Source organism: Leeia sp. (assembly GCF_041909055.1).
Classification (GTDB): domain Bacteria; phylum Pseudomonadota; class Gammaproteobacteria; order Burkholderiales; family Leeiaceae; genus Leeia; species Leeia aquatica.
This window is the reverse complement of record NZ_JAYREC010000007.1, coordinates 82157-105878: the sequence shown is the minus strand read 5'-3', so window position 1 is coordinate 105878 and position 23722 is coordinate 82157. Positions and strand designations below refer to the sequence as shown.

The following is a 23722-nucleotide window of genomic DNA, read 5'->3' as shown; positions in this document are numbered from 1 at the left end:
TGGCCTAATCCATGAGTGGTGCCCTGCAACCCGTCCTGCTGCTCTTGGCCATTGCGGTGCTGGTGGTGGTGGCCTGCCGTTTGCTGAAGCAGCCGCCGATTCTGGGTTACCTGCTGGTTGGGGTATTGATCGGCCCGCATCTGCTGCACTGGATGCCGGAAAGCGAAGGCACCGAGATCCTCGGGGAGGTGGGTGTCCTGTTCCTGATGTTCTCCATCGGACTGGAATTCAGCTTGTCGCGTCTGAAGAGCATGCGCAGCAGTGTGCTCGGACTGGGTGGCGCACAGGTCCTGCTCAGCCTCGCGATCACCCCACTGCTGGCCATGCTGCTGCAACTGGACTGGAAAGCCGGGCTGGCGCTGGGGGGCATCCTAGCGATGTCCTCCACCGCCATAGTCAGCAAATTACTGAGTGAGCGCCGTGAGCTGGACAGCCCCCATGGCCGGCAAGTATTTGGGGTGTTGCTATTCCAGGATTTGTCAGTGGTGCCCTTGCTGATCCTGGTGCCGGCACTGACCCTGGCACCCAGCGGACCCGCCCTGCTTAAGCAGCTGGGTATTGCAGCTCTGCAGGCCGTGGTGGTGCTGGCCGCTATTTTCTATTTTGGCGACAAGCTGCTGCGCCGCTGGTTTCATCTGGTGGCACGGCAACACTCCAGTGAACTGTTCATCCTCAATGTCTTGCTGGTCACACTGGGCATTGCCTGGCTGACCTCGCTGGCGCAGCTGTCGCTGGCGCTGGGGGCCTTCCTCGCTGGCATGTTGATCTCGGAAACCGAGTATCGCTTTGAAGTGGAAGACAGCATTCGCCCGTTCCGCGATGTGCTGCTGGGACTGTTTTTCGTCACCATCGGCATGCGGCTGGACCTGCGCCAGCTGTGGCATGTCTGGCCATGGGTGCTGCTGTTCTTCGCCCTGCTGCAGCCGGGCAAACTGTTGATCATCAGCGGTCTGTCCCGACTCTTCCGTCACCCGAGTGGAGTGGCATTGCGCACCGGTTTGCACCTGGCCCAAGCGGGTGAGTTCGGCTTTGTGTTGCTGGCGCTGGCCACACCCGAGGGGCACAGCCTGTTGCCACCCGCCATTCAGCAAGGTCTGCTGGCCGCCATGGTGCTCAGCATGTTCACCGCGCCGCTGCTGATCCAGCGTAGCGACAAGCTGGTGCTGCGACTGGTGCGTTCCGAATGGATGAGCCAGTCGCTGCAGCTGACGCGCATCGCCATGCAGAGCATGGAACACGACGGTCATGTCATCCTGTGTGGCTATGGCCGCAGTGGGCAGTACCTGTCCCGCATTCTCAGTCAGGAAGACGTCCCCTTCATGGCGCTGGATCTTGACCCGGAGCGGGTCGCCGAAGCGACTGCCGCAGGCGAAACCGTGGTGTTTGGTGACGCCGGCAAGCGTGAAGCCCTGCTGGCCGCCGGGCTGAAACGTGCCCGGGCAGTGGTGGTGACCTTTGATGACACCCACCAGGCCCGCAAGATCATCAGCCATGTACATAGTCTGCAACCTGGCCTGCCGGTGATCGTCCGCACCCAGGGGCAAGGGGAAGTCGAGCACTTGCGGGAGGCCGGCGCTGCCGAAGTGGTGGCCGAAGTCCTCGAAGGCAGCCTGATGCTGGCCAGCCACACCCTGATGCTGCTGGGCACGCCCCTCTCCCGCGTACTGCGCCGCATCCGCGACACGCGGGAGCAACAGTATGCCTTGTTCCGGGGCATATTCGTCGGTGAGAGCGACAGCCATGACGGCCTGGACTGGCGTGAAGCACAGCTCCATTCCGTCACCCTGCCCGAGCACGCGCATGCAGCGGGCAAACCATTGGCCGAGCTGGACTTGAGCCCTTTCGAAGTATCCATCCGGACGGTACGGCGTCGGCAAGGCGGCCAGCTCACCCCGACACCCGACCTGTGCATTGCGGCTGAGGACACGCTGGTTCTATTGGGCCGCGCCGACAATCTGGCCGCCGCCGAGCGCTATCTGCTGCAAGGGCCGTAAGCATCTTTGGTTACCCTTTTTTACCATTTTGCCTGACGCGCATTTAGGCTATGTCCCGGCTTTCTGCGTTAGAATTGCAGCCGACCCCACGATCAGGTAATACCTTTGCGCCCTTCCGCTCCGCTCCTGGATTTGAACGACGTCAGCTTCAGCTATGGCCTCACCCCCGTTCTGCAAGGGGTCAGCCTGCGTCTTGAGCGAGGTCAGATGATCGCGCTGATGGGCGGCAGCGGCAGCGGCAAAACCACGCTACTGCGTCTGATTGGTGGGCAACTGCAGCCGTCGCAGGGGCAAATCCGCTTCAATGGCGAGAGCACGCTCGGTTTCAACCATCGCCAGCTGTACGCGATGCGCAAACAGATTGGTATGCTGTTCCAGTTTGGCGCCCTGTTCACCGACCTCTCGGTCTACGACAACATTGCCTTTCCTTTACGCGAGCACTTTGATTTACCCGAAGTCATGGTGCGTGACCTGGTTCTGATGAAGCTGCATGCGGTGGGCCTGCGCGGTGCCGCCCGCCAGATGCCGCACGAGCTGTCCGGTGGCATGGCACGACGGGTGGCGCTGGCCCGTGCCATCGCCCTTGACCCGCTGCTGATGCTGTATGATGAGCCGTTTACCGGGCTGGATCCCATTTCCCTGGGTACCGTTGCCAAACTGATCCGCGAATTGAACGATGCCTTGGGCACCGGCGCCATTCTGGTGACCCATAATGTGCAGGAATCCCTGCAGCTGGTGGACCATGTCTACTTCCTGTCACGGGGGCGCATCGTGGCCGCAGGCAAGCCCGCTGACATCCTGCAGGAGAACGACCCCTTCGTGCACCAGTTCATCCACGCCGAACCTGACGGCCCGGTTCCCTTTCATGTCCCGGCGGGGGACTACCTCAGTGAACTGGGGCTGCGTCCATGAACCCGCTCAAGCCGTTGACCTTGCTGGGCGGCCGCACCCGGCGCATGATTGAGCGCCTGGGCTTTGCCACCCGCTTCATGCTGTTTCTGTTGCGCCAGTCCGGCACCAGCCTGCGCCGCTTCTCGCTCACCGTGCGTGAAATGTATTTCAGTGGTGTGCTGTCGCTGGTCATCATCAGCGTCTCTGCCTTGTTTGTCGGCATGGTACTGGGCCTGCAGATGTACGAAACCCTGAAGCGATTTGGTTCCGGAGATGGCGTTGGCACCGTGGTAGCCCTGGCCCTGACCCGAGAGCTCGGGCCGGTACTGGCCGCCTTGCTGTTCGCCAGCCGTGCGGGCTCAGCCATGACCGCAGAAATCGGCCTGATGAAAGCCACCGAGCAACTGCGTGCGATGGAAATGATGGCGGTAGAACCCGTCGCACGTGTGGTCGCGCCGCGTTTCTGGGCCGGTGTCTTGACCATGCCGCTGCTGGCCAGCCTGTTCAACATGATCGGCATCCTTGGCGGCTATCTGATTGCCGTGCCGGTCATCGGCATTGATGCCGGTGCTTTCTGGGGGCAGATGCAAGCCAATGTCGACTGGCAGCATGACCTGCTCAATGGCCTGATCAAAAGTACAGTTTTCGGGATTGCGGTCTCTTTCATTGCCGTGTTTGAAGGCTATGATGCGCACCCCACCGCAGAAGGGGTGTCCGCTGCGACAACCCGCACCGTGGTGACCTCTTCACTGGTCATCCTGATGCTGGACTTCATCCTGACTGCCTTCATGTTTCAAGGAAATGCCTGATGAACAAATCCGTGATGGATACCTGGGTGGGTCTGCTGGTGGCAGCCGGGATGGGAGCCATGCTGTTTCTTGCCCTTAAGGTAAGCAATCCGGCCGGCTTTGGCGATGAACCCAGCTTGATACTGAACGCATCGTTCAATAACATTGGGGGCCTCAAAGTCAACGCCCCCGTCAAAAGCTCGGGCGTGGTCATCGGCCGGGTGAACCGCATCCAGTTCAACCCCAAAACCCATCAGGCCGATGTCACCCTAACCCTGAATACCACCGCCGCTTTCAGCACCGACACCTCGGCCGAGATCCTGACCTCTGGCCTGCTCGGTGAGCAGTACATCGGTCTGGCGACCGGGGCCGAGGCAACTAATCTGAAATCGGGTGGTCGCATCCAGTATGTCAGTGATGCACTGGTACTGGAACAATTGATCAGCCAACTTATAATGAACAAGGCAGCGGACGCCAAACCGTCGCCTTGACCGAACAGGACGTTTCATGATGTTGTTTGCCGCACTCAGAAAATATTTTGCCGTTTGCATGTTGCTATGTAGTTCCTTGGCCTTCGCCGCTCACCCGGCCGAGACCTTCGTGGAATCCACCAGCAATGATGTGCTGGCCATCCTCAAGCGTGAAAGCCGTGCCGGCAACGAGAAAGCCGTGCGCGACCAGATCATGGCCCGGGTACTGCCCCACTTCGACTTTACCCGGATGACTGGGCTTGCCGTCGGCAAGCACTGGCGCAGTGCCAGCCCGCAGCAACAGCAGGCATTGACCCAGGAGTTCAAAACCCTGCTGATCTACAGCTACGCCAACGCCCTGACGGCCAACAAGGTCGAAGCCATCAATGTCAAACCCGTCACCGCCGTCAGTGACAACGGTGAGGTCACGGTACTGACCGAGGTGATGGTCAGTGGCAAGAAACCGATTACCATTGACTACCGTCTGTCACCCAGCGGAAATAGCTGGAAAGTGTTTGACGTGATGGTGGCTAGCGCATCCATCGTTACCACTTACCGTAACAGCTTCAACCAGTCCATCTCGCAAAACGGCGTGGATGGCCTGATCAAGCAGCTGACAGACCGTAATCAGCAATTGGCCAAAGGGGCCACGGGTAGCTGACATGCTCAAGCGCGAAGGCCAGATCTTGTTTCTGCCCGAGCGGGTTACCCTCAGCACGGTAACCGCGCTCGGCTCGGCTTTTGCGGAAGCCCTGCGCCATAACCAGGATGCACTGGTACTGGATTGCGCGCAGGTCACGGAAGTGGATTCGTCAGCGGTCAGCCTGCTGCTGCATGCACATCGGCTGGCCAATGAAGCACGCACCACCTTGACCATCGCGCATATCCCGAGCAATCTGGCCCAGCTGATCAGTCTCTACCACCTGCCGGACTTGCGGCACAGCCCCCAGCCGGGCCCCAGCGACTGATCCTGCAAACCCTGCTAAAGTACATACAATCCCCATTGGCTTCATCACGTCTATGTCAGCCCGCTTACCACTCTCCAGCCTGATCCTGGTCGCCGCCCTTGCCGGGTGTGCCACCCCACAAAACCAGAATGACCCGCTGGAGGGCATTAATCGCCCCATCTATCGCTTCAATACGGCGGTTGATCAAGCCTTGCTGCGCCCGCTGTCCCAAGCCTACACCGCGGTCGTCCCCGCCCCTGCACGGCATGGCGTGCATAACTTCTTTGGCAACCTGAACGATATCTGGATCGGCATCAACAACCTGCTGCAAGGCAAGCCCAAAGCGGCCGTGTCTGATTGGGGCCGGGTGCTGATCAACAGCACGGTAGGCGTCGCTGGCCTGGTGGATGTCGCCAGCAAAATGGACCTGGAAAAGCACGACGAAGACCTGGGCCAGACCTTGGCAGTGTGGGGCGTGGGCAATGGCCCCTACCTGGTGCTGCCGTTCTTGGGCAGTACCACCTTGCGGGACAGCACCGACCTGATCGCTGAGCATGCCCTGTATCAGGACATGATTCCAGACAACTCCACCCGTGACGGCGTCACGGCTTTGCGCATTCTGGATGTTCGCGCCCAGTTGCTGGGGGTCGACCACGTGATCAGCGAGGCGGGCGGGCTGGATGAATACGCTTTCATCCGTGACGCTTACCTGCAGCGCCGCGCCAGTCTGGCTGCGGATGGCGCCACACCCGCAACGGCAGACGAGGATGATCCCGGCCCGACCCCGGAACCCGCCACACCCGCAACAGCCACACCAGCAACACCCTGAGTAGATATCCTCCGTTCCGCTGGGGCAGAAATGGGGTAGAATCGGTTTTTGCCTTTCCTTCACCCCATGTCTGCCGCCATTGATATCCAGTCCGTCAGCAAGCGCTTTGGCGCATTGCAGGCGCTCGACCAGGTCAGCCTGACCGTACAGGAAGGCGAATTCTTTGCCCTGCTCGGCCCAAATGGCGCTGGCAAAACCACCCTGATTTCCATCCTGGCCGGTCTGACCCGCGCAGACAGTGGCACCATCCACGTCATGGGGCACGATGTACGGGGCGACTACCGCGCTGCCCGCCGCAAGCTGGGAATTGTGCCGCAAGAGCTGGTGTTCGACCCCTTCTTTACCGTGCGGGAAACCCTGCAGTTCCAGTCGGGTTACTTTGGCTTGCGGCAGAATGAGGCCTGGATTGACGAGCTGCTGGTCAACCTCGGGCTGGACAGCAAGGCCAACCACAATATGCGAAGCCTGTCCGGCGGCATGAAGCGGCGGGTGCTGGTGGCACAGGCCTTGGTGCACAAACCACCGGTCATCGTACTGGACGAACCTACCGCCGGGGTCGATGTGGAATTGCGGCAATCGCTGTGGGAATTTATCCAGAGGCTGAACCGGCAGGGCCACGCCATTGTGCTGACCACCCATTACCTGGAAGAAGCGGAAGCGCTGTGCAGCCGCATCGCCCTGTTGAAGCAGGGGCGGGTACTGGCCCTGGAAGACAAGCAGAAATTGCTGTCACGCGCCGCACCGCGCCAGGTCTTGCTGCGGCTGGCACAGCCCTTGCCGGAAGCATTGCGTCAGCGCAGCCTGGGGCAGCAGCCCGATGGCTACTGGGCATTTGAGCTGAACGATGTGGCTCAGCTCGAACCCCTGCTGCACAGCCTGCGTGACGCCGCACTGACCATACAGGACCTCAGCATCACCCAGCCCTCGCTGGAGCAGGTATTCGTGCAGATGATGCAGACACAGCAGGTGGCAGCATGACCGGCTTCCTCACCCTGTTCTACAAGGAAGTGCTGCGCTTCTGGAAAGTCAGCACCCAGACCATCCTCGCCCCGGTGGTGACCTCTCTGCTGTATCTGACCATTTTTGCACACGCCATTGGTCAGCATGTTCAGGCCTACGGCAAGATTCCCTACGCCAGCTTTCTGGTGCCGGGGCTGGTGATGATGGCCATGCTGCAGAATGCCTTTGCCAACACCTCTAGCAGCCTGATCCAGAGCAAGATCACCGGCAACCTGGTGTTCATCCTGTTGCCGCCACTGGCACACCATGAGTTCTTTGCCGCCTATGTGCTGGCCGCCGTAGTGCGCGGACTGGCAGTCGGTGCGGGTGTGTTTGTCGCCACCATCTGCTTCTTCCCGTTTGCCCTGCCCCATCCACTGTGGGCGCTGCTGTTTGCACTGATGGGCTGTCTGATGCTGGGAACCCTGGGGTTGATCGCCGGTATCTGGGCTGACAAGTTCGACCAGCTGGCGGGCTTTCAGAATTTCATCATCATGCCGCTCACCTTTCTGGCCGGGGTGTTCTACTCGACCCACAGCCTGCCGGGCGCATGGATGACCCTGTCACGACTCAACCCTTTCTTCTACCTGATTGATGGTTTCCGCTTTGGTTTCATCGGCGCATCGGATATCGCGCCGACCACCAGCTTTACCATCATTCTCGCCAGTACCGCCCTGTTGACGGTACTGGCCTTGCAACTGCTGAAGTCCGGCTACAAGCTGCGCCGCTGAGCCGGATACTGGAGAGACTCATGCTGACACCCGAACAACTGCATGCCTATATTGAAGCTGGCCTGCCCTGTGACCGGCTGGAAGTACGCGGTGATGGCCATCACTTTGAAGCCCTGATCGTGTCACCGGAATTTGCCGGCCTCAATCGGGTACGCCAGCACCAGCGCGTCTATCAGGCCCTGGGTGATCGCATGCGCGCCGAGATTCATGCCCTTTCGATGCAAACCTTCAGCCCGGAAGAATGGCAAAAACAGAACCCGAACTGACCCCGGAGCGGGGACGGAAAAAACGCGAACCCGGTCTGGCCGGACTGGTCTTGCTCAGCAACCTGCCACTGCTGATCGCCTTGGTGGCCTGGTTGCTGTGGCGATACGGCTGAGCCACACCTTCCGCATTGATACAACGCTTGACCTACAGGCCACGCAATATGGACAAACTGAATATCACGGGCAATGGCCCGCTCAACGGCCAGATCCGCATCTCCGGTGCCAAAAACGCCGCCCTGCCGATTCTCTGCGCCGCCCTGCTGACGCCGGAGACCCTGCGCCTGACCAATGTGCCGCAGCTCAAGGATGTACACACCATCCAGAAGTTGCTGCAAGGCATGGGCGCGCGGGTGATGACCGACAACGTACACGAATTCGAGCTGACCTGCGCCCACCTCGACAAGCTGGAAGCCCCCTACGAGCTGGTCAAGACCATGCGCGCATCCATTCTGGTGCTGGGCCCGATGCTGGCCCGCTTTGGCGAGGCAAGGGTCTCGCTGCCGGGTGGCTGCGCCATTGGCCAGCGCCCGGTTGAGCAGCACATCAAGGGGCTGGAGGCGATGGGCGCCACCATCACCATCGAGCACGGCTACATCCACGCCCGCGCCCCACGCTTGCAAGGTGCCCGCATCGTCACCGACATGGTCACCGTCACCGGCACCGAAAACCTGCTGATGGCGGCGGTGCTGGCTGAGGGCACCACCATCCTGGAGAACGCCGCGCAAGAACCGGAAGTCACCGATCTGGCCGAATGCCTGGTGAAGATGGGAGCCAAAATCAGTGGCATCGGCACCAATACCCTGACCATTGAAGGGGTGGAGCGCCTGCACGGTACCGAGCATGCGGTGATGGCCGACCGGATTGAAACCGGCACCTTCCTGTGCGCCGTCGCCATGGCAGGCGGCGATGTCACCCTCACCCATGCGCGCCCGGATACCCTCGATGCCGTCCTGGACAAGCTGAAGGAAGCCGGGGCCGAACTGAGCTGTGGCGACGACTGGATCCGCATCGTCATGAAGCAGCGCCCCAAGGCTGTCAGCCTGCGTACCGCGCCTTACCCGGCCTTCCCTACCGACATGCAAGCCCAGTTCATGGCGATGAACACCATCGCCGAAGGCACCAGCAAGGTGACCGAAACCATTTTCGAAAACCGCTTCATGCACGTCTCCGAGCTGTGCCGCATGGGAGCCAATATCGAAGTGGAAGGCAATACCGCCATCATCCAGGGGGTTGAACGTCTGTCCGGTGCCACCGTGATGGCAACCGACCTGCGCGCCTCCGCCTCACTGGTGATCGCGGGGCTGATCGCCGACGGTGTCACCACCGTGGACCGCATCTACCACCTCGACCGTGGCTACGAGCACATCGAGGCCAAGCTGGGTGGGGTTGGCGGCCTGATCGAGCGGGTGAAGTAAACACCGTGGTCCAAGCAGAAGATAGCCGCCTGCTGGCACAGCTCTCCGAACAGATCCAGCGCATGGATCATGATGCGGCGGGCTGTGAAAATGCAACGGATCGGGAAAAATTTCGCCGCTCCGCCTTCCGCTTGCGTACCATGCAGGCGGAAAGCCAGCTGTATCAGCTGGTCGGCAAGCATGCCTCGCTTGCCAAGTTCCGCAACCGGGAAGCCGCAGAACACTTGCTGGACGCGCTGGCCACCCACGCCCGCACCGCCGGAGAGCTGGCCCAGGTCGCGCAATTGCGCCATGGCCTGCAACGCAGCCTATACGCCGTGACCCTGCCTTTTGTAATGTTTGCGGTGCTGATCCTGATCGGTGCCGTAATGACCCTGTGGTAGATCGCCATGATTACGCTTGCACTGTCCAAAGGACGCATCTTTGAAGAAACCCTGCCGCTGCTGGCGGCAGCAGGCATTACCCCACTGGACGACCCGGACAAGTCGCGCAAGCTAATCATCGGCACCAACCGCGATGATGTTCAGCTGGTGATCGTGCGCGCGTCCGACGTACCCACCTATGTGGAGCATGGCGCGGCCGACCTTGGCATTGCCGGGTCGGATGTGCTGCAAGAGCATGGCGGCAATCGTCTGTACATGCCGCTCGACCTGCAGATTGCCCGCTGTCGGCTGATGGTGGCGGTGGCCAAAGGGTTTGACTACAACGGCTCGGTGCAACGCGGCGCGCGCCTGCGGGTCGCTACCAAGTACACCGAATCCGCCCGCCGCCATTTTGCCGCCAAAGGCGTGCATGTAGATTTGATCAAGCTGTATGGTTCAATGGAACTGGCCCCGCTGGTCGGGCTGGCCGATGCCATTGTCGATCTGGTCAGTACCGGTGGCACCCTCAAGGCCAACAGCCTGGAAGCAGTCGAGCATATTTATGAGGTCAGCTCCCGCCTGATCGTCAACCAGGCGGCCATGAAGCTTCGCCGCAATCGCCTGCAACCCATCATCGACGCCTTTGCCTCTGTCACCTCAGCCGCCTGATACCACCATGACCCTCATTCGCCGCCTCTCCGCCCGCCAAGCCGACTTTGCCGACCAACTGGCGCAACTGCTGGCATTTGACGCCGCCTTGTCACCTGCCGTTGAACAAGGAGCACGCGACATCATTGCCGCCATCCGCAGCCGGGGTGATGAAGCACTGCTGGAATACACCCGCCGCTTTGACCAGCGCGAGGTAGGGCATGTCGGCGAACTGGAGTGGCCCGCTGCGGAGCTGGAAGCGGCTTACCAGCGCTTGCCTCAAGCAGAGCAAGAGGCGCTGCGCATCGCAGCAGAGCGCATCCGCCGGTTTCATGAGCGACAGAAGCAGGACTCCTGGCAATATACCGATGCCGATGGCACTTTGCTGGGCCAGCAAGTCACCGCACTGGATCGGGTCGGTATCTACGTACCCGGCGGCAAAGCCGCCTACCCGTCTTCGGTGTTGATGAATGCCATTCCGGCCCAGGTCGCCGGGGTGAGTGAGGTCATCATGGTCTCGCCGCTGCGTGGCGGTGCCGAGCAGGACAGGGTGCTGGCGGCAGCCTGGCTGGCCGGGGTACACCGCTTCTTCAGCATTGGCGGCGCCCAGGCCGTCGCTGCACTGGCCTATGGCACCGCCACCATTCCCGCTGTGGACAAGATCACCGGACCGGGCAATGCCTGGGTCGCGGCTGCCAAGCGGCAGGTGTTTGGTCAGGTGGGCATCGACATGATCGCCGGTCCCTCGGAAATTCTGGTGATTGCCGACGGCCAGACGCCCGCAGACTGGGTGGCGATGGACCTGTTCAGCCAGGCTGAGCATGATGAAGTGGCTCAGTCCATTCTGCTGTGCCCGGATGCTGCTTACCTGAACGCGGTGGAGGCCAGCCTTGCCCGCCTGCTGCCCACCCTGCCGCGCGCGGATATCATCCGTCAGTCACTGGCCAACCGGGGCGCGCTGATTGAAGTCGCCGATCTGGCCGAGGCCTGCCTGATCGCCAACCAGATTGCTCCGGAGCATCTGGAACTGTCGGTGGCCGACCCACAGGCGCTGTTGCCGCAGATTCGCCACGCCGGAGCCATCTTCATGGGCGCACATACCACCGAATCGCTGGGTGACTACTGTGCCGGGCCTAATCATGTCCTGCCCACCTCACGCAGCGCCCGCTTCTCCTCTCCGCTGGGGGTCTACGACTTCCAGAAGCGCAGCAGCCTGATCCAGGTCAGCCCTGAGGGGGCGGACCAACTGGGACAGGTGGCCGACCTGCTGGCACAAGGCGAAGGCCTGATGGCGCACGCACTGGCCGCCCGCTACCGGACGCGTCGCTAAGCCAGCTGTTTCACCACCTCTGGCACACCCGGCAACCCGCCGGGTGGTGACACAGACTAAGCATGGCGCCGCAAAATCTAAGCCTCAGACGGCACAAGGCGATGACAGGCTGCTACAATGGCCTGATTCAACGACTCTTTCACCGTGCCTCGCCTTGGTCATGCCAATTTCACCGGAAGCCTTGATTCGCGATGATGTGCGCGCCATGCGCGCCTATCAGGTTCACGACAGCAGCGGTTGCATCAAACTTGATGCCAATGAAAACCCGCATGCCTTGCCCCAGCCTCTACGCACAGCCCTGGCCGCGCGTCTGGCCGAGGTCGCCCTGCATCATTATCCGGATGGCAGCGTCGGTGCGGTGAAACAGCAACTGCGCGCTCACCTGCAACTGGCGGACGAGTACGACATCCTGTTTGGCAATGGCTCGGATGAGTGCATCCAGTTGCTGGTGCATGCGATCGCGGCAGACGGCGTGAAGGTGATGGCCGCTGAGCCCACCTTTGTGGTCTACCGCATGGCCGCACAAGCCTGTCGGGTTACGTTTGTCGGCGTAGAACGCCGGGCGGACCTGACAGTGGATGTCGAGCGCATGCTGGACGCCATCGCCACCCACCAGCCGCAACTGCTGTTCCTCACCTCGCCCAATAACCCGACCGGTGACGTGATTGTCGAAGCAGACCTGCGCCGCCTGATCGCAGCGGCACCGGGGCTGGTGGTACTGGATGAAGCCTACATCGCCTTTGCAGAAACCCCCATGCTGGGGCTGCTGGACGACTACCCCAACCTGCTGCTGATGCGCACCTTCTCCAAGATCGGCGCTGCCGGGCTGCGCCTGGGCTATCTGATTGGTCGCCGCGCCTGGCTGACCGAGCTCGACAAGCTGCGCATGCCTTACAACATCAACAGCCTGACGCAGACCGCCGCCTGCTTCCTGCTGGAGCACCATGACGCCATTGAGCAGCAGGTGCAGCAGATTCGACGTGACCGTGACCAGCTGATGGCCGACCTCGCCACCTTCCCGGCGCTGACGGTCTTGCCCAGCCAGGCCAATATGTTTCTGGTGCGCAGCGAGCACGCCGAGGCGCTATACCATTTCCTGCACGAGCGCCGCATCCTGGTACGCCTGACGAACTGGCACCCGCTGCTGAAACACTGCATCCGTATTTCAACCGGCACCCCGGACGAGAACGCCAGCCTGCTGGCTGCCGTCCGTGACTTTTTTGCGACCCGACAAGCCTGAAACCATGCGTCAAGCCACCGTCACCCGCAACACCCTGGAAACCCAGATCACCGTCAGCCTCAATCTGGACGGGACAGGCCAGAGCCAGCTCGATACCGGCGTCGCCTTTTTCGATCACATGCTGGACCAGATTGCCCGCCATGGCCTGTTCGACCTGAACATTCAGGCCAAGGGCGATCTGGAAGTCGATGCCCACCACACCGTGGAAGATGTCGGCATCACGCTGGGGCAAGCCTTTGCCCAGGCGGTGGGGGACAAGAAAGGCATCGTCCGCTACGGCCACAGCTATGTGCCGCTGGATGAGGCCTTGTCCCGCGTGGTGGTGGATCTGTCCGGCCGCCCCGGCATCGAGTACCACATCCCGTTTACGCGAGCGACCATCGGCCAGTTTGACGTCGACCTGCTGCTGGAGTTTTTCCGCGGCTTCGTCAACCACGCGGCCGTCACCCTGCATATCGACAATCTGCGGGGTACCAACAGCCACCATCAGGCCGAGACGGTATTCAAAGCGTTTGGCCGGGCGCTGCGCATGGCCGTGGCGGTAGACGAGCGCATGGCCGGGCAAACCCCGTCGACCAAGGGGACGCTGGTCGGATGAGCACGCCGCAATGTATCGCCGTCGTAGACTACGGCATGGGCAATCTGCGCTCGGTTCATCAGGCCATGCGCCATGTTGCGCCTGAGCACGAGGTGCTGCTGACCGGTGATCCAGACGTGGTCGCCCGAGCAGACCGGGTGGTGTTCCCCGGCCAAGGTGCCATGCGCGACTGCATGGCCCACCTCAATGACTCTGGCCTGCGCACCGCGCTGATGCAAGCTGCCGATGAAAAGCCCTTTCTGGGTATCTGTGTCGGCATGCAGATGCTGTTTGAGCACAGTGAAGAAGCCGCCACGCCCGGCATCGGCCGCTACGCGGGCCGTAGCCTGCGCTTTCCGGCAGCGCTGATGGTGGGCGACGATGGCAGCAAGCTGAAAGTGCCGCACATGGGCTGGAACCATGTCCGTCAGGTCAAAAGCCACCCGATCTGGCAGAACATCGAGGATCACAGCCGTTTCTATTATGTGCACAGCTACTTCGTACACCCGGCAGACAGCCAGCTGGTGATCGGCACCACCGATTACCCCTTCTCCTTCTGTGGAGCAGTGGCCGACCGCAAGCTGGTTGCCGTACAATTCCACCCGGAAAAGAGTGATCGTGCAGGCCTGCAATTGCTGCACAATTTCGTCAACTGGAACGGTAACGTTTAACGCACCCCACGACCACAGCTATGTTGATCATTCCCGCTATTGACCTGAAAGATGGCCAGTGTGTCCGCCTGCAACAAGGCGACATGAATGCCGCCACCGTGTTTTCTGAGGACGCCGGTGCCACTGCCCGCCACTGGCGTGAGCAAGGCGCCCGTCGGCTGCATGTGGTGGACCTTAACGGAGCCTTTGCCGGCAAGCCGGTCAACCTGCCCGCCATCCGCGACATCCTCTCGGTCGCCGGTGACATGCCGGTGCAACTGGGCGGCGGCATCCGTGATCTGGACACCATCGAAAAATACCTCGATGCCGGTATCAGCTACATCATCATCGGCACGGCTGCGGTGAAAACCCCAGGCTTCCTGCACGAAGCCTGTGATGCCTTCCCCGGCCACATCATGGTGGGGCTGGACGCCAAGGATGGCATGGTAGCCACCGATGGCTGGAGCAAGATCACCAAGCATGAAGTGGTCGACTTGGCCCGTCGCTTCCAGGACTATGGTGTGGAAGCGGTGATTTATACCGACATTGGCCGCGACGGCATGCTGTCTGGCGTCAATATTGAAGCCACCGTCCGGCTGGCACAGGCGCTGACCATTCCGGTGATTGCCTCCGGCGGCCTCACCGGCCTCGACGATGTGCGCGAGCTATGCAAGGTGGAGGGCGAAGGCATTTCCGGCGCCATCACCGGCCGTGCCATCTACCAGGGCACCATCGACTTCCGCGAAGCCCAGGAACTGGCAGACAGCCTGAGCTAACCGCCCCCATACCGCCCGCCCTTGCGGGCGGGCTGCTGCCGATCCAGAAGTGAAGTCATCATGACCTTAGCCAAGCGCATCATCCCCTGTCTCGATGTCACCGACGGCCGGGTGGTCAAAGGGGTCAATTTTATCGGCCTGCGTGACGCGGGTGACCCGGTCGAGATTGCCCGCCGCTATCAGGAGCAGGGTGCGGACGAGCTGACCTTCCTCGACATCACCGCCAGTTCTGACAACCGGGATCTGATCCTGCACATCATCGAAGACGTCGCCAGCCAGGTGTTCATTCCGCTCACCGTGGGTGGCGGGGTGCGCGAAGTCGAGGATGTACGCCGCTTGCTCAACGCCGGCGCCGACAAGGTCAGCATCAATTCCGCTGCCGTCAACCACCCGCAGCTGGTGGCCGAAGCCGCTGCCCGCTATGGTTCGCAGGCGATTGTCGTCGCCATCGACGCCAAGAATACCGGCTGCGACGAGCTGCCAAAATGGGAAGTGTTTACCAAAGGGGGCCGCCACAATACCGGGCTGGACGCCATTGAGTGGGCCTTGAAGGTTGAAGCACTGGGTGCCGGGGAAATCCTGCTCACCAGCATGGACCGTGACGGCACCAAGGCCGGCTTCAACCTGCCGCTGACCCGTGCCATTTCGGACATCGTCAACATCCCGGTGATTGCCTCCGGTGGCGTCGGCAACCTGCAGCATCTGGTGGAAGGCGTGCTGGAGGGCCATGCGGATGCAGTGCTGGCCGCCAGCATCTTCCACTTTGGCGAGTACACGGTGCAACAAGCCAAGGCAGCGATGCGCGCCGCGGGCATCGAAGTACGCGACTGAGCCCCCTCAACCGGTGCTTCATGGGTAAAATGGAGCGCTGTCATGAAACCGCAATACGGGATACACACAATTGAGCGCCTTGCACTGGCTGGATAATGTCGCCTGGAACGAGGATGGCCTGATTCCAGCCATCGCGCAGGATGCCGCCAGCGGGCGGGTACTGATGGTGGCGTGGATGAACCGCGAAGCCCTGCAGCTGACGGCGGCGCGCCATACGGCCACCTACTGGAGTCGCTCCCGCAACAAGCTGTGGCACAAAGGCGAAGAATCCGGTCATGTACAGGTGGTGAAGGAAATCCGGCTGGATTGTGATGGTGATGTGGTGATCCTGCAGGTGGAACAGCAAGGCGGCATTGCCTGTCATACCGGGCGGGAAAGCTGTTTTTACCGGGTGCTGGCGCAGGAAGGCGATGCACCACAGTGGGAAATCCGCGACGCGGTGCTGAAAGACCCCGCGCACATTTACAGCAAGGGCTCAGGCCATGAGTGACAGCAGCCGGATTCTGGCACGGGTTGCCGAGACCATCGCCACGCGGCGTGACGCCTCGCCGGACAGCTCTTATGTGGCCAAGTTGTTCAGCAAGGGGCCGGACGCTGTGCTGAAAAAAATTGGCGAGGAAGCCACCGAGGTGGTGCTGGCCGCCAAGGATGGCGACGCGCAGCATCTGCTGTATGAAGTGGCCGACTTGTGGTTTCACTGCATGGTGCTGCTAGAGCAGCATGGTTTGCGTCCGGAGCAGGTGGAGCAGGAGCTGGCCCGGCGTGAGGGTTTGAGTGGTCTGGCTGAAAAAGCAGCCCGTCCGACAAAGTGAGCAAAGGAAGAACGATGGACGATTGCCTGTTCTGCAAGATCAGCCGTGGCGAGATCCCCTGCCGCAAGGTGTATGAGGACGATGAGGTGCTGGCGTTTCATGACATCCGCCCGGCGGCCCGGGTGCACTTCCTGATCATCCCCAAGCAGCACATCGAATCCATGCTGTCGGTGGAGCCCGCTCACGCGGCCCTGATGGGCAAGCTGATGACGCTGGTGCCACAATTGGCCCGCGAGCAAGGCCTGGGCGAGGGTTTCAAGGTCAACATCAATACTGGTCGTGCTGGTGGGCAGGAAGTCTTCCACCTGCATCTGCATGTGTTTGGCGGTGGTCCGGCGGCTGCCTGACCCCATTACAGGAGTATCTATCATGCGCGCATCCCGTAATCTCCGGCGTCAGGCTGGTTTTCTCAGCATTCAGCATCTGCTGATCCTGCTGGTGATCGTGGTTCTGGTGTTTGGCACCAAGAAGCTGCGTAACGTCGGCCAGGACCTGGGCTCGGCCGTCAAAGGCTTCAAGGATGGCGTCAAGGGTGAAGGCGAGGCCGAGGCCAAGCCAGAAACCAAGGCCATTGAGCAGAAAGACGACAGCAAGGCATGAGGCTGATCCACCCGCCTGCGGGGTGCCGCCGTGTTTGATATCAGCTTTGGCGAGCTGTTCATCGTGTTCGTGGTCGCACTGCTGGTGCTCGGCCCCGAGCGCCTGCCCAAGGTCGCCCATACCCTGGGCCGCCTGATTGGCCGCTTGCAGCGGCAGGTCTCCGACATCCGCCACGAGCTGGCACGCGAGGGGGAGCTGGCCGAGCTGCGCAAGGCGCACGAGGAGGCCACCCGATCGCTGCAAGACCTGAGCCAGCAGATGCTGGCGCCGCTGCACGAGGCGGAGCGCAGCCTGCAAGACGGCGTACAGGCGGTCGAAACAGTTGTGCATGAACCGGTGGTAACGGAACCGCTGTCGATTGCCTCCCCAGCCGTCAAGGCTACGCCGCCCGCCGAGACACTGGCAACACCAGACCTGTTCAGCCCGCCCGAAGTGGCGACCCTCTCGCTTGAGCCTGCAGTAGAAACCCTGCCGGTCCGTGAAGTGGACGAGCGCCAGCTGGACCTGTTTGATGAACCTCCGCGCAAGGAACCGGTGTGAGCAGTCTGCAAGGTGAATCCCTGATCTCGCACCTGATCGAGCTGCGCAATCGCCTGCTGTGGGTGGTGCTGGCTTTTGTGGTAGTGTTCTTTGCCGGGCTGTATTTCTCCAATGCACTCTACAGCTGGCTGACCGCCCCGCTGCTGAAGATTTCCCCCGCCGGACTGATCTCGACCGGGGTGACCGCCCCTTTCGTGATCCTGATGAAGATTGCGGCACTGGTGGCCTTTGTACTCACCCTGCCACACACCCTGTACCAGATCTGGGCGTTTGTGGCGCCGGGCCTGTATGCGCATGAGAAGCGGCTGGTTCTGCCCTTCATCATTTCGGCCACCGTGCTGTTCCTGATTGGCATGGCCTTTGCCTATTTCTTTGTCTTCGGCATGGTGTTCAAGTTCATTGCCGCCATCATCCCGCCCAATATGCGCTGGACGCCAGATTCCGCTGCCTACTTTGAATTCATCCTCAACATGTTCTTCATGTTCGGGCTGACCTTTGAAGTACCGGTAGCCGTGGTGCTGCTGGCCAAGCTGGGGGTGGTGCCGGTGACCAAACTGAAAACCGCTCGTCCCTATGTCATCGTAGGCGCCTTCGCCGTCGCCGCCGTCGTCACCCCGCCGGATGTTGCCTCGCAACTGATGCTGGCGATCCCCTTGTGGTGGCTGTACGAGCTGGGGGTGGTGGCCGCCGGGATCATGGTGCGGCCCAAACCGACGCGGGAATAACCCTCCCGCACCGCTTATACCGCCTGCGCTGCCGCAAAGGCGCTGGACCAGGCCCACTGGAAGTTATAGCCGCCCAGCCAGCCGGTGACATCCACCACTTCACCAATGAAGTACAGACCGGACCGCTCGCGTGCCATCATGGTGCGGGAATCCAGCGCGCGGGTGTCCACGCCGCCACGCATCACCTCGGCCTTGCGGAAGCCCTCCGAGCCATCTGGCCGCAATGCCCAGTGCTGCAATCCGTGCGCCAGTTGCCGCAGGGTCTTGTCACTCACCTCCGCCAGCGCCCGCCCCAGCAAATCATGACGTTGCAACCACAGTTCAGTCAGACGACGCGGCAGCAGTTGCGACAGTACGGTGAGCAATTGCTGGCGGCTGCCCTGCTTGGCCTCCAGTAGCAAGGCGGCCAGATCCTGCTCGGGCAGCAGGTCCACCACCAGCTCGTCGCCATGCTGCCAGTAGGAGGAAATCTGCAGGATGGCAGGGCCGGACAGCCCGCGATGAGTCAGCAGCAGGTCCTCACGAAATTCACCCTCATTGCAACGAAGCATCACCTCTAGCGCGACCCCGGCCAGTTCTGCGAAAGGGGCCCAGTCTTCACGGGCAAAGGTGAGTGGTACCAGCGCCGGGCGTGGCGACACCAGGGGCAAGCCTTGCTGCTTGGCCAGCCGCAATCCCCAGTCCGTCGCGCCAATCTTGGGGATGGCCATACCACCGGTCGCCACCACCAGTGACGGCGCTTCAAATGTGCCCTGATCGGTGGCAATCGCCCAGCCGCCCGCCTCAGGCGTCACCGCCGTTACCGAGCACGGCATGCGCCAATCCACCCGGCCATCGTCACATTCAGCCTGCAGTAGGTCGATGATGCGCTGACTGCTGTCCTCACAGAACAGCTGCCCCTTGTGTTTCTCGAACCAGCGGATGCCGTGGTGCCGCACCCGCTTGAGAAAATCCTGCGGGGTGTGCCGCGCCAGTGCAGAGCGGCAGTAGTGTGGATTGTCCGACAGGTACTGTGCCGGGCTGGCGTGCAGGTTGGTAAAGTTGCAGCGTCCACCACCGGAGATGCGAATCTTCTCACCGAGCCGGGTGGCATGGTCGATCAGCAACACCCGGCGACCGCGCTGTCCGGCCAGCGCCGCGCAGTACATGCCCGCCGCGCCCGCTCCGATCACCAGCACATCATATTGCGCCATATGGCCCCGCAAGTACGCCGATGAACCAGCGTTTAGAGTAAAATGGCGCCCATTATAGCAAGCCGGGCCCACCCTGCCCGTGCAGCTTCCCCCATACGCCAGCCCAGGAGACCCCGCATGGCCGTTCATCTCGTGAGCCACCCCCTCGTACAGCACAAAGTTGGTCTGCTGCGCGAAGTCGATATCAGCACCAAGAAATTCCGCGAACTGACCGGCGAAGTCGGTCGCCTGCTCGCCTATGAGGCCAGCAAGGATTTTGCGCTGGAGACCGTAACCATCGAAGGCTGGTGTGGCCCGGTGGACATTCAGCAGATCAAGGGCAAGAAAGTCACCGTGGTGCCGATCCTGCGCGCCGGTATCGGCATGCTCGATGGCGTACTCGACATGATCCCCAGTGCCAAGATCAGCGTGGTGGGCCTCTCGCGCAATGAGGAAACCTTGCAGCCAGAGCCCTACTTCGAGAAGTTCGTGGGGGACCTCGGCGAACGCATGGCACTGATCATTGACCCGATGCTGGCCACCGGGGGCTCCATGGTTGCCACCATCGACATGCTGAAGCGCGCGGGCTGCAAGTCGATCCGCGCCCTGGTGCTGGTGGCTGCGCCGGAAGGCATCCGCACGGTCGAAGCCGCCCATCCGGAGGTGGACATTTACACCGCAGCAGTCGATTCCCACCTGAACGAGCATGGCTACATCATCCCGGGCCTGGGTGATGCAGGCGACAAGATCTTCGGCACCAAGCATCGCTAAGGCCCGCTGATGCAGAAGATTCTGGTCAGCGCCTGCCTGTTTGGTGCGCCAGTCCGCTACGATGCACGTCCGGTGCCGGTGCCCCATCCGCTGTGGCAACAGTGGCTAAATGAAGGTCGTCTGGTGTCGTTGTGCCCGGAGATGGCCGGTGGCTTGCCTGCACCACGCGCTCCGGCAGAAATCCTCGGTGCCGGTGGTGGTGATGCGGTCTGGCGCGGGCTGGCCCGGGTTGTGGACAAGGATGGCAACGACTATACCCGCCCTTTCCTTGCCGGCGCTGAGCAGGCACTGCAGCTCGCCCGGCAACACGCTTGCCGGGTGGCGGTGCTCAAGGCCGGTAGCCCCTCCTGTGGCCATGGCCTGATTTATGATGGCCGCTTTAGCGGTGGCAAAACCGCAGGAGACGGTGTCACCGCTGCGCTGCTGCGTGCTAACGGTATCCATGTGTTTGATGAGCACCAGCTTGAGCAGGTCGCGGCCTGGCTGGCGAGCGTGGACAGCTGAACCCGCGCCTGTTATGATTTGCCCCGTCTTGGGGGAGTAGCCAGCCGGTCGCCCCGACCGGAACCCGTTGTCAACATACTTGCCGGAAAGCGCGGCATGGCACGGGCAGGCAGACGGCAAGTCTGTCGTGGCAAGACCTTTGACCCTGATGTCGCCCCTGTGGGAGCTGCGGCGCATCTTGGGTCATCGGTATGGCAGCTCCCGAGGTATTCCCATGCATCCTTTCCTGACCTCGACCGGCGTGGTTGCGCTGGCGGAAATTGGCGACAAAACCCAGCTACTGGCCTTGATGCTGGCTGCACGCTATCGCCGCCCTGCTCCCATCATTCTGGGTATTTTCCTCGCCACCGTGTTCAACCATGCCGGGGCCGCCGCATTGGGCCACTGGTTGACCCAGCTGGTGCCACCACACTGGATGCGCTGGCTGCTGGGTGGCAGCTTCATTGCCATGGCGGCCTGGCTGCTGGTACCGGACAAGGTGGATGAGGAAGAGGCGCAAACCCGGGGGCACTTTGGCGTGCTGCTGACCACCATCGTGGTGTTTTTCATGGCGGAGATGGGAGACAAGACCCAGATCGCCACCGTGGCGCTGGCCGCCCGTTATCACGACATGCTGGCCGTGGTCATGGGCACGACGGTGGGCATGATGCTGGCGAATGTCCCAGCGGTGCTGATGGGTGAAGCCGCCGCTCACCGCCTGCCCACTCGCTGGGTGCATGCGGTGGCGGCACTGGTGTTTGCCGTGATCGGCGTGGCAGTGCTGAGCGGGCTGTCGTTCGGGTTCTAGCGGCCTGGCGCGGGCTTGCCGTGCTCAGTGGCCGTCAAACTGGCAGACGGTGAACAGCGGAATCTGCTCCTGCGCAATCAGGCGGGAGCCGCCCAGCTCCGGCAGGTCCACGATGACCGCGGCTTCCACGACTTGTGCGCCCAGGCGGTTGAGTAGCCGGTTGGCGGCCAGCAGGGTGCCGCCTGTGGCGATCAGATCGTCGATCAGCAGCACCCGGTCGCCCGACTTGCAGGCATCGGCATGCAGCTCCACCGTGGCGCTGCCATATTCCAGCTCGTAGTCTTCCGACACCGTCTGGAACGGCAGTTTGCCCTTCTTGCGAATCGGCACGAAGCCCAGGTTCAGCTCATAGGCGACCACCGCACCGAGGATAAAACCACGGGCATCAATCCCCGCCACCACGTCCAGCTGCTGGTCCATATAGCGGTGGACAAAAATGTCGACCAGCACGCGGAAGCTCTTGCGGTCCTGCAGCAGCGGCGTGATGTCGCGGAACTGCACCCCAGGCTGTGGCCAGTCCGGCACAGTACGAATACGGTCACGAATGTAATTGGCGTCCAGCATGGGGGCTTTCCTTGCTCAAGCCGCGCGATGGCGGATGCGGTAGCAGTGGTGGATTTTCTGGTTGCGGAAGTCTTCCGGCACACTGCGGGCCGACAAGTCCTCGACCTGAGCCATGGCGCGGATGCCCGCATCGAGCTCAAACTGCCGCAGATTGTTGGAGAAGAACAGCGTGCCAGTGGGGGACAGCAGGCTGAGGCACTGCCGGATCATCCATGGATGGTCTCGCTGCACATCCAGAATGCCCAGCATCTTCTTGGAGTTGGAGAAGGTGGGCGGGTCGAGCACGATGAGATCGTAACGATCTCCCCGCCCAACCGCCTCCCGCAACCAGCTGAACACATCCGCTCGGTGCAGTCGGTGCTGCGGGCCGGTAAAGCCGTTCAATTCCAGATTGCGAGCAGTCCACGCCTGGTAGGTATTGGACAGATCAACGGTATCGGTACTGACCGCCCCACCCGCCGCCGCATAGATGGTGAAGCTGCCGGTGTAGGCAAACAGGTTGAGGAAGCGCGCACCGTCCGCCAGTTCACCCACCCATTGCCGCGCATTACGATGATCCAGAAACAGGCCGGTATCCAGATAGGCCCCAAGGTTGACCCAGAAGCGGTGGCCGCGCTCGCTGACCACAAAATCCTCACCTTCCTCGCCGGTCTTCTGGTACTGGGTTTCGCCACGCTGACGCTGGCGCAGCTTGAACCAGATCTGCTCTTTCGGCACCTGCAGGGTTTCGCTGACCGCCGATTCCACCGCCATCACCCAAGCGTAGTGCTGCTCTGGGGTCTGCTTCCAGCCGGTATCAAACTCCTGCAGGTGCAGGCGACCATCGTACCAGTCCACTGCCAGCGGGAAGGCCGGGATGTCCCGATCGTACAGACGGTAACACTGGAGATCGTTGCGTCGCGCCCACTTGTGCAGGTGACGGGCATTCTTGGCCAAGCGATTGGCAAAGGGGGCGATGTCTACCGCCTGCAGCAGGGTTGCACTATCTGGCAAAACGGGTTCAGTCATCGGTGTGTAGCTTTGGCTTTCAGCAAATCCAGTACTGCAGGGGGCACGTACTTGCCCAAAATCAGCTCCCAGCCTTCCGGGCCCACCATGCCCTTGACCATGGTGGAGCTGACTTCCGCGATCTCGCGAGGCGGCATCAGGAAGACGGTGGTGATGGTGGGTACCAGATCATCGTTGACGTAGCGCATATTGCGCTCGAACTCGTAGTCGCTGTTGCCGCGCACGCCACGCAGGATGTAATTGGCCCCGACCGTCTGGGCATAGTTCACCAGAAACTGGTTATCAAAGGCATCCACCTTGAGGTTGGGCAGGTGGCGCGTGGAATCGCGCAGCATCATCAGCCGCTCTTCGCGGGTGAAGGTGTATTTTTTGTCCGGATTCACCCCCAGGGCGACCACCAGTTCATCAAACAGGTTTACGCCCTGTTCGATCATCCACAGATGGCCCTTGGTGACCGGATCAAAGCTGCCTGCATATACGGCTTTGGACATGGCC

Annotated in this window: 33 protein-coding genes; 29 read left to right on the top strand and 4 right to left on the bottom strand. The window is 61.6% G+C overall.

What is annotated here, in order from left to right:
- Positions 1–11: 11 nt before the first annotated feature.
- The 26 genes from ACE3O2_RS16575 to tatC all read left to right on the top strand — a co-directional run bounded on the left by ACE3O2_RS16575 (position 12) and on the right by tatC (position 18421).
- On the top strand, positions 12–1994 hold the full coding sequence (locus ACE3O2_RS16575) for a monovalent cation:proton antiporter-2 (CPA2) family protein (RefSeq protein WP_374339396.1): 1983 nt from the start codon (positions 12–14) through the stop codon (positions 1992–1994).
- 105 nt (positions 1995–2099) lie between these two features.
- Positions 2100–2906 (top strand): ABC transporter ATP-binding protein, encoded by an 807-nt coding sequence (locus ACE3O2_RS16570; RefSeq protein ID WP_374339394.1) that lies wholly within the window; start codon positions 2100–2102, stop codon positions 2904–2906.
- Positions 2903–3694, top strand: coding sequence for a lipid asymmetry maintenance ABC transporter permease subunit MlaE (gene mlaE / locus ACE3O2_RS16565; RefSeq protein WP_168878527.1), 792 nt, complete (start codon positions 2903–2905; stop codon positions 3692–3694). Before ACE3O2_RS16570 ends, mlaE begins: the two co-directional genes overlap by 4 nt.
- Positions 3694–4164 carry an outer membrane lipid asymmetry maintenance protein MlaD gene (gene mlaD / locus ACE3O2_RS16560; protein WP_374339392.1) on the top strand — a complete coding sequence of 157 codons (471 nt, stop codon included), beginning with the start codon at positions 3694–3696 and terminating at the stop codon, positions 4162–4164. Before mlaE ends, mlaD begins: the two co-directional genes overlap by 1 nt.
- A 58-nt stretch (positions 4165–4222) precedes the next feature.
- On the top strand, positions 4223–4804 hold the full coding sequence (locus ACE3O2_RS16555) for a phospholipid-binding protein MlaC (RefSeq protein WP_374339389.1): 582 nt from the start codon (positions 4223–4225) through the stop codon (positions 4802–4804).
- Position 4805: 1 nt separating this feature from the next.
- On the top strand, positions 4806–5111 hold the full coding sequence (locus ACE3O2_RS16550) for a lipid asymmetry maintenance protein MlaB (RefSeq protein WP_374339387.1): 306 nt from the start codon (positions 4806–4808) through the stop codon (positions 5109–5111).
- Positions 5112–5163: 52 nt separating this feature from the next.
- On the top strand, positions 5164–5919 hold the full coding sequence (locus tag ACE3O2_RS16545; protein WP_374339385.1) for a VacJ family lipoprotein: 756 nt from the start codon (positions 5164–5166) through the stop codon (positions 5917–5919).
- Between the two features lie 66 nt (positions 5920–5985).
- The gene (locus tag ACE3O2_RS16540; protein WP_374339383.1) at positions 5986–6897 is read left to right on the top strand and encodes an ABC transporter ATP-binding protein; all 912 of its coding nucleotides are present in this window, start codon (positions 5986–5988) and stop codon (positions 6895–6897) included.
- Entirely contained in the window at positions 6894–7649 is a 756-nt protein-coding gene (locus ACE3O2_RS16535) for an ABC transporter permease (RefSeq protein WP_374339381.1), read from the top strand. Before ACE3O2_RS16540 ends, ACE3O2_RS16535 begins: the two co-directional genes overlap by 4 nt.
- A gap of 20 nt (positions 7650–7669) precedes the next feature.
- Positions 7670–7915, top strand: a complete 246-nt coding sequence (locus ACE3O2_RS16530; protein WP_168878534.1) for a BolA family protein — start codon at positions 7670–7672, stop codon at positions 7913–7915.
- Positions 7891–8028 (top strand): hypothetical protein, encoded by a 138-nt coding sequence (locus ACE3O2_RS16525; protein ID WP_374339378.1) that lies wholly within the window; start codon positions 7891–7893, stop codon positions 8026–8028. Before ACE3O2_RS16530 ends, ACE3O2_RS16525 begins: the two co-directional genes overlap by 25 nt.
- Positions 8029–8076: 48 nt before the next feature.
- On the top strand, positions 8077–9330 hold the full coding sequence (murA, locus tag ACE3O2_RS16520; protein ID WP_374339376.1) for a UDP-N-acetylglucosamine 1-carboxyvinyltransferase: 1254 nt from the start codon (positions 8077–8079) through the stop codon (positions 9328–9330).
- Positions 9331–9335: 5 nt separating this feature from the next.
- Positions 9336–9713, top strand: a complete 378-nt coding sequence (locus ACE3O2_RS16515; RefSeq protein ID WP_374339374.1) for a hypothetical protein — start codon at positions 9336–9338, stop codon at positions 9711–9713.
- 6 nt (positions 9714–9719) lie between these two features.
- Positions 9720–10361, top strand: coding sequence for an ATP phosphoribosyltransferase (gene hisG / locus ACE3O2_RS16510; protein ID WP_168878538.1), 642 nt, complete (start codon positions 9720–9722; stop codon positions 10359–10361).
- A 16-nt stretch (positions 10362–10377) separates the two neighbouring features.
- Positions 10378–11670: a histidinol dehydrogenase gene (hisD, locus tag ACE3O2_RS16505; RefSeq protein ID WP_374339565.1), complete on the top strand. Its 1293-nt coding sequence runs from the start codon at positions 10378–10380 to the stop codon at positions 11668–11670.
- A 160-nt stretch (positions 11671–11830) separates the two neighbouring features.
- On the top strand, positions 11831–12910 hold the full coding sequence (gene hisC, locus ACE3O2_RS16500) for a histidinol-phosphate transaminase (RefSeq protein WP_374339372.1): 1080 nt from the start codon (positions 11831–11833) through the stop codon (positions 12908–12910).
- Positions 12911–12914: 4 nt separating this feature from the next.
- Positions 12915–13508: an imidazoleglycerol-phosphate dehydratase HisB gene (hisB, locus tag ACE3O2_RS16495; RefSeq protein ID WP_374339370.1), complete on the top strand. Its 594-nt coding sequence runs from the start codon at positions 12915–12917 to the stop codon at positions 13506–13508.
- Positions 13505–14158, top strand: coding sequence for an imidazole glycerol phosphate synthase subunit HisH (gene hisH / locus ACE3O2_RS16490; protein WP_374339368.1), 654 nt, complete (start codon positions 13505–13507; stop codon positions 14156–14158). The genes hisB and hisH overlap by 4 nt, the downstream gene beginning before the upstream one ends.
- 20 nt (positions 14159–14178) lie before the next feature.
- Positions 14179–14913 carry a 1-(5-phosphoribosyl)-5-[(5-phosphoribosylamino)methylideneamino]imidazole-4-carboxamide isomerase gene (hisA, locus tag ACE3O2_RS16485; protein ID WP_168878543.1) on the top strand — a complete coding sequence of 245 codons (735 nt, stop codon included), beginning with the start codon at positions 14179–14181 and terminating at the stop codon, positions 14911–14913.
- Positions 14914–14973: 60 nt separating this feature from the next.
- The gene (gene hisF, locus ACE3O2_RS16480) at positions 14974–15744 is read left to right on the top strand and encodes an imidazole glycerol phosphate synthase subunit HisF (RefSeq protein WP_168878544.1); all 771 of its coding nucleotides are present in this window, start codon (positions 14974–14976) and stop codon (positions 15742–15744) included.
- 79 nt (positions 15745–15823) lie between these two features.
- Entirely contained in the window at positions 15824–16234 is a 411-nt protein-coding gene (gene hisI, locus ACE3O2_RS16475) for a phosphoribosyl-AMP cyclohydrolase (RefSeq protein ID WP_374339563.1), read from the top strand.
- Positions 16227–16556: a phosphoribosyl-ATP diphosphatase gene (locus ACE3O2_RS16470; RefSeq protein ID WP_374339365.1), complete on the top strand. Its 330-nt coding sequence runs from the start codon at positions 16227–16229 to the stop codon at positions 16554–16556. The genes hisI and ACE3O2_RS16470 overlap by 8 nt, the downstream gene beginning before the upstream one ends.
- 14 nt (positions 16557–16570) lie before the next feature.
- On the top strand, positions 16571–16903 hold the full coding sequence (locus ACE3O2_RS16465) for a histidine triad nucleotide-binding protein (protein ID WP_374339363.1): 333 nt from the start codon (positions 16571–16573) through the stop codon (positions 16901–16903).
- 22 nt (positions 16904–16925) lie between these two features.
- Complete coding sequence (gene tatA / locus ACE3O2_RS16460) at positions 16926–17156, top strand: Sec-independent protein translocase subunit TatA (protein WP_374339361.1); 231 nt, start codon at positions 16926–16928, stop codon at positions 17154–17156.
- A gap of 30 nt (positions 17157–17186) precedes the next feature.
- A complete protein-coding gene (gene tatB / locus ACE3O2_RS16455) occupies positions 17187–17696 on the top strand; it encodes a Sec-independent protein translocase protein TatB (RefSeq protein ID WP_374339359.1) in 510 nt (169 codons plus the stop codon).
- Between the two features lie 5 nt (positions 17697–17701).
- Entirely contained in the window at positions 17702–18421 is a 720-nt protein-coding gene (tatC, locus tag ACE3O2_RS16450; RefSeq protein ID WP_374339561.1) for a twin-arginine translocase subunit TatC, read from the top strand.
- Between the two features lie 14 nt (positions 18422–18435).
- On the opposite strand, the gene ACE3O2_RS16445 is transcribed toward tatC, so the two are convergent.
- The gene (locus tag ACE3O2_RS16445; protein ID WP_374339357.1) at positions 18436–19614 is read right to left on the bottom strand and encodes an NAD(P)/FAD-dependent oxidoreductase; all 1179 of its coding nucleotides are present in this window, start codon (positions 19612–19614) and stop codon (positions 18436–18438) included.
- 117 nt (positions 19615–19731) lie between these two features.
- Here ACE3O2_RS16445 and upp point away from each other — a divergent pair, with 117 nt between their 5' ends.
- The 3 genes from upp (at position 19732) to ACE3O2_RS16430 (ending at position 21655) form a co-directional block, all read left to right on the top strand.
- A complete protein-coding gene (upp, locus tag ACE3O2_RS16440) occupies positions 19732–20364 on the top strand; it encodes a uracil phosphoribosyltransferase (RefSeq protein ID WP_168878551.1) in 633 nt (210 codons plus the stop codon).
- Between the two features lie 9 nt (positions 20365–20373).
- Positions 20374–20868: a DUF523 domain-containing protein gene (locus tag ACE3O2_RS16435; protein ID WP_374339355.1), complete on the top strand. Its 495-nt coding sequence runs from the start codon at positions 20374–20376 to the stop codon at positions 20866–20868.
- A 214-nt stretch (positions 20869–21082) separates the two neighbouring features.
- Positions 21083–21655, top strand: a complete 573-nt coding sequence (locus tag ACE3O2_RS16430; RefSeq protein WP_374339353.1) for a TMEM165/GDT1 family protein — start codon at positions 21083–21085, stop codon at positions 21653–21655.
- A 24-nt stretch (positions 21656–21679) separates the two neighbouring features.
- On the opposite strand, the gene ACE3O2_RS16425 is transcribed toward ACE3O2_RS16430, so the two are convergent.
- Genes ACE3O2_RS16425 through coaD form a run of 3 tightly spaced genes read right to left on the bottom strand, consistent with a single transcriptional unit; the run spans position 21680 to position 23718 of the window.
- Complete coding sequence (locus ACE3O2_RS16425; RefSeq protein ID WP_168878554.1) at positions 21680–22219, bottom strand: adenine phosphoribosyltransferase; 540 nt, start codon at positions 22217–22219, stop codon at positions 21680–21682.
- 15 nt (positions 22220–22234) lie between these two features.
- The gene (locus ACE3O2_RS16420) at positions 22235–23227 is read right to left on the bottom strand and encodes a class I SAM-dependent methyltransferase (RefSeq protein WP_374339349.1); all 993 of its coding nucleotides are present in this window, start codon (positions 23225–23227) and stop codon (positions 22235–22237) included.
- Positions 23224–23718, bottom strand: a complete 495-nt coding sequence (coaD, locus tag ACE3O2_RS16415) for a pantetheine-phosphate adenylyltransferase (RefSeq protein WP_168878556.1) — start codon at positions 23716–23718, stop codon at positions 23224–23226. The genes ACE3O2_RS16420 and coaD overlap by 4 nt, the downstream gene beginning before the upstream one ends.
- Positions 23719–23722 lie beyond the last annotated feature (4 nt).

Coding starts and splice junctions, on each gene's coding strand:
- hisG (WP_168878538.1), top strand. CDS start 9,720: ATGATTACGCTTGCACTGTCCAAAGGACGCATCTTTGAAGAAACCCTG.
- ACE3O2_RS16535 (WP_374339381.1), top strand. CDS start 6,894: ATGACCGGCTTCCTCACCCTGTTCTACAAGGAAGTGCTGCGCTTCTGG.
- ACE3O2_RS16530 (WP_168878534.1), top strand. CDS start 7,670: ATGCTGACACCCGAACAACTGCATGCCTATATTGAAGCTGGCCTGCCC.
- hisF (WP_168878544.1), top strand. CDS start 14,974: ATGACCTTAGCCAAGCGCATCATCCCCTGTCTCGATGTCACCGACGGC.
- hisC (WP_374339372.1), top strand. CDS start 11,831: ATGCCAATTTCACCGGAAGCCTTGATTCGCGATGATGTGCGCGCCATG.
- ACE3O2_RS16430 (WP_374339353.1), top strand. CDS start 21,083: ATGCATCCTTTCCTGACCTCGACCGGCGTGGTTGCGCTGGCGGAAATT.
- upp (WP_168878551.1), top strand. CDS start 19,732: ATGGCCGTTCATCTCGTGAGCCACCCCCTCGTACAGCACAAAGTTGGT.
- coaD (WP_168878556.1), bottom strand. CDS start 23,718: ATGTCCAAAGCCGTATATGCAGGCAGCTTTGATCCGGTCACCAAGGGC.
- hisA (WP_168878543.1), top strand. CDS start 14,179: ATGTTGATCATTCCCGCTATTGACCTGAAAGATGGCCAGTGTGTCCGC.
- ACE3O2_RS16420 (WP_374339349.1), bottom strand. CDS start 23,227: ATGACTGAACCCGTTTTGCCAGATAGTGCAACCCTGCTGCAGGCGGTA.
- ACE3O2_RS16470 (WP_374339365.1), top strand. CDS start 16,227: ATGAGTGACAGCAGCCGGATTCTGGCACGGGTTGCCGAGACCATCGCC.
- ACE3O2_RS16555 (WP_374339389.1), top strand. CDS start 4,223: ATGTTGCTATGTAGTTCCTTGGCCTTCGCCGCTCACCCGGCCGAGACC.
- hisH (WP_374339368.1), top strand. CDS start 13,505: ATGAGCACGCCGCAATGTATCGCCGTCGTAGACTACGGCATGGGCAAT.
- mlaD (WP_374339392.1), top strand. CDS start 3,694: ATGAACAAATCCGTGATGGATACCTGGGTGGGTCTGCTGGTGGCAGCC.
- murA (WP_374339376.1), top strand. CDS start 8,077: ATGGACAAACTGAATATCACGGGCAATGGCCCGCTCAACGGCCAGATC.
- ACE3O2_RS16525 (WP_374339378.1), top strand. CDS start 7,891: ATGGCAAAAACAGAACCCGAACTGACCCCGGAGCGGGGACGGAAAAAA.
- ACE3O2_RS16550 (WP_374339387.1), top strand. CDS start 4,806: ATGCTCAAGCGCGAAGGCCAGATCTTGTTTCTGCCCGAGCGGGTTACC.
- hisB (WP_374339370.1), top strand. CDS start 12,915: ATGCGTCAAGCCACCGTCACCCGCAACACCCTGGAAACCCAGATCACC.
- ACE3O2_RS16545 (WP_374339385.1), top strand. CDS start 5,164: ATGTCAGCCCGCTTACCACTCTCCAGCCTGATCCTGGTCGCCGCCCTT.
- ACE3O2_RS16435 (WP_374339355.1), top strand. CDS start 20,374: ATGCAGAAGATTCTGGTCAGCGCCTGCCTGTTTGGTGCGCCAGTCCGC.
- ACE3O2_RS16540 (WP_374339383.1), top strand. CDS start 5,986: ATGTCTGCCGCCATTGATATCCAGTCCGTCAGCAAGCGCTTTGGCGCA.
- tatA (WP_374339361.1), top strand. CDS start 16,926: ATGCGCGCATCCCGTAATCTCCGGCGTCAGGCTGGTTTTCTCAGCATT.
- ACE3O2_RS16575 (WP_374339396.1), top strand. CDS start 12: ATGAGTGGTGCCCTGCAACCCGTCCTGCTGCTCTTGGCCATTGCGGTG.
- ACE3O2_RS16425 (WP_168878554.1), bottom strand. CDS start 22,219: ATGCTGGACGCCAATTACATTCGTGACCGTATTCGTACTGTGCCGGAC.
- ACE3O2_RS16445 (WP_374339357.1), bottom strand. CDS start 19,614: ATGGCGCAATATGATGTGCTGGTGATCGGAGCGGGCGCGGCGGGCATG.
- ACE3O2_RS16465 (WP_374339363.1), top strand. CDS start 16,571: ATGGACGATTGCCTGTTCTGCAAGATCAGCCGTGGCGAGATCCCCTGC.
- mlaE (WP_168878527.1), top strand. CDS start 2,903: ATGAACCCGCTCAAGCCGTTGACCTTGCTGGGCGGCCGCACCCGGCGC.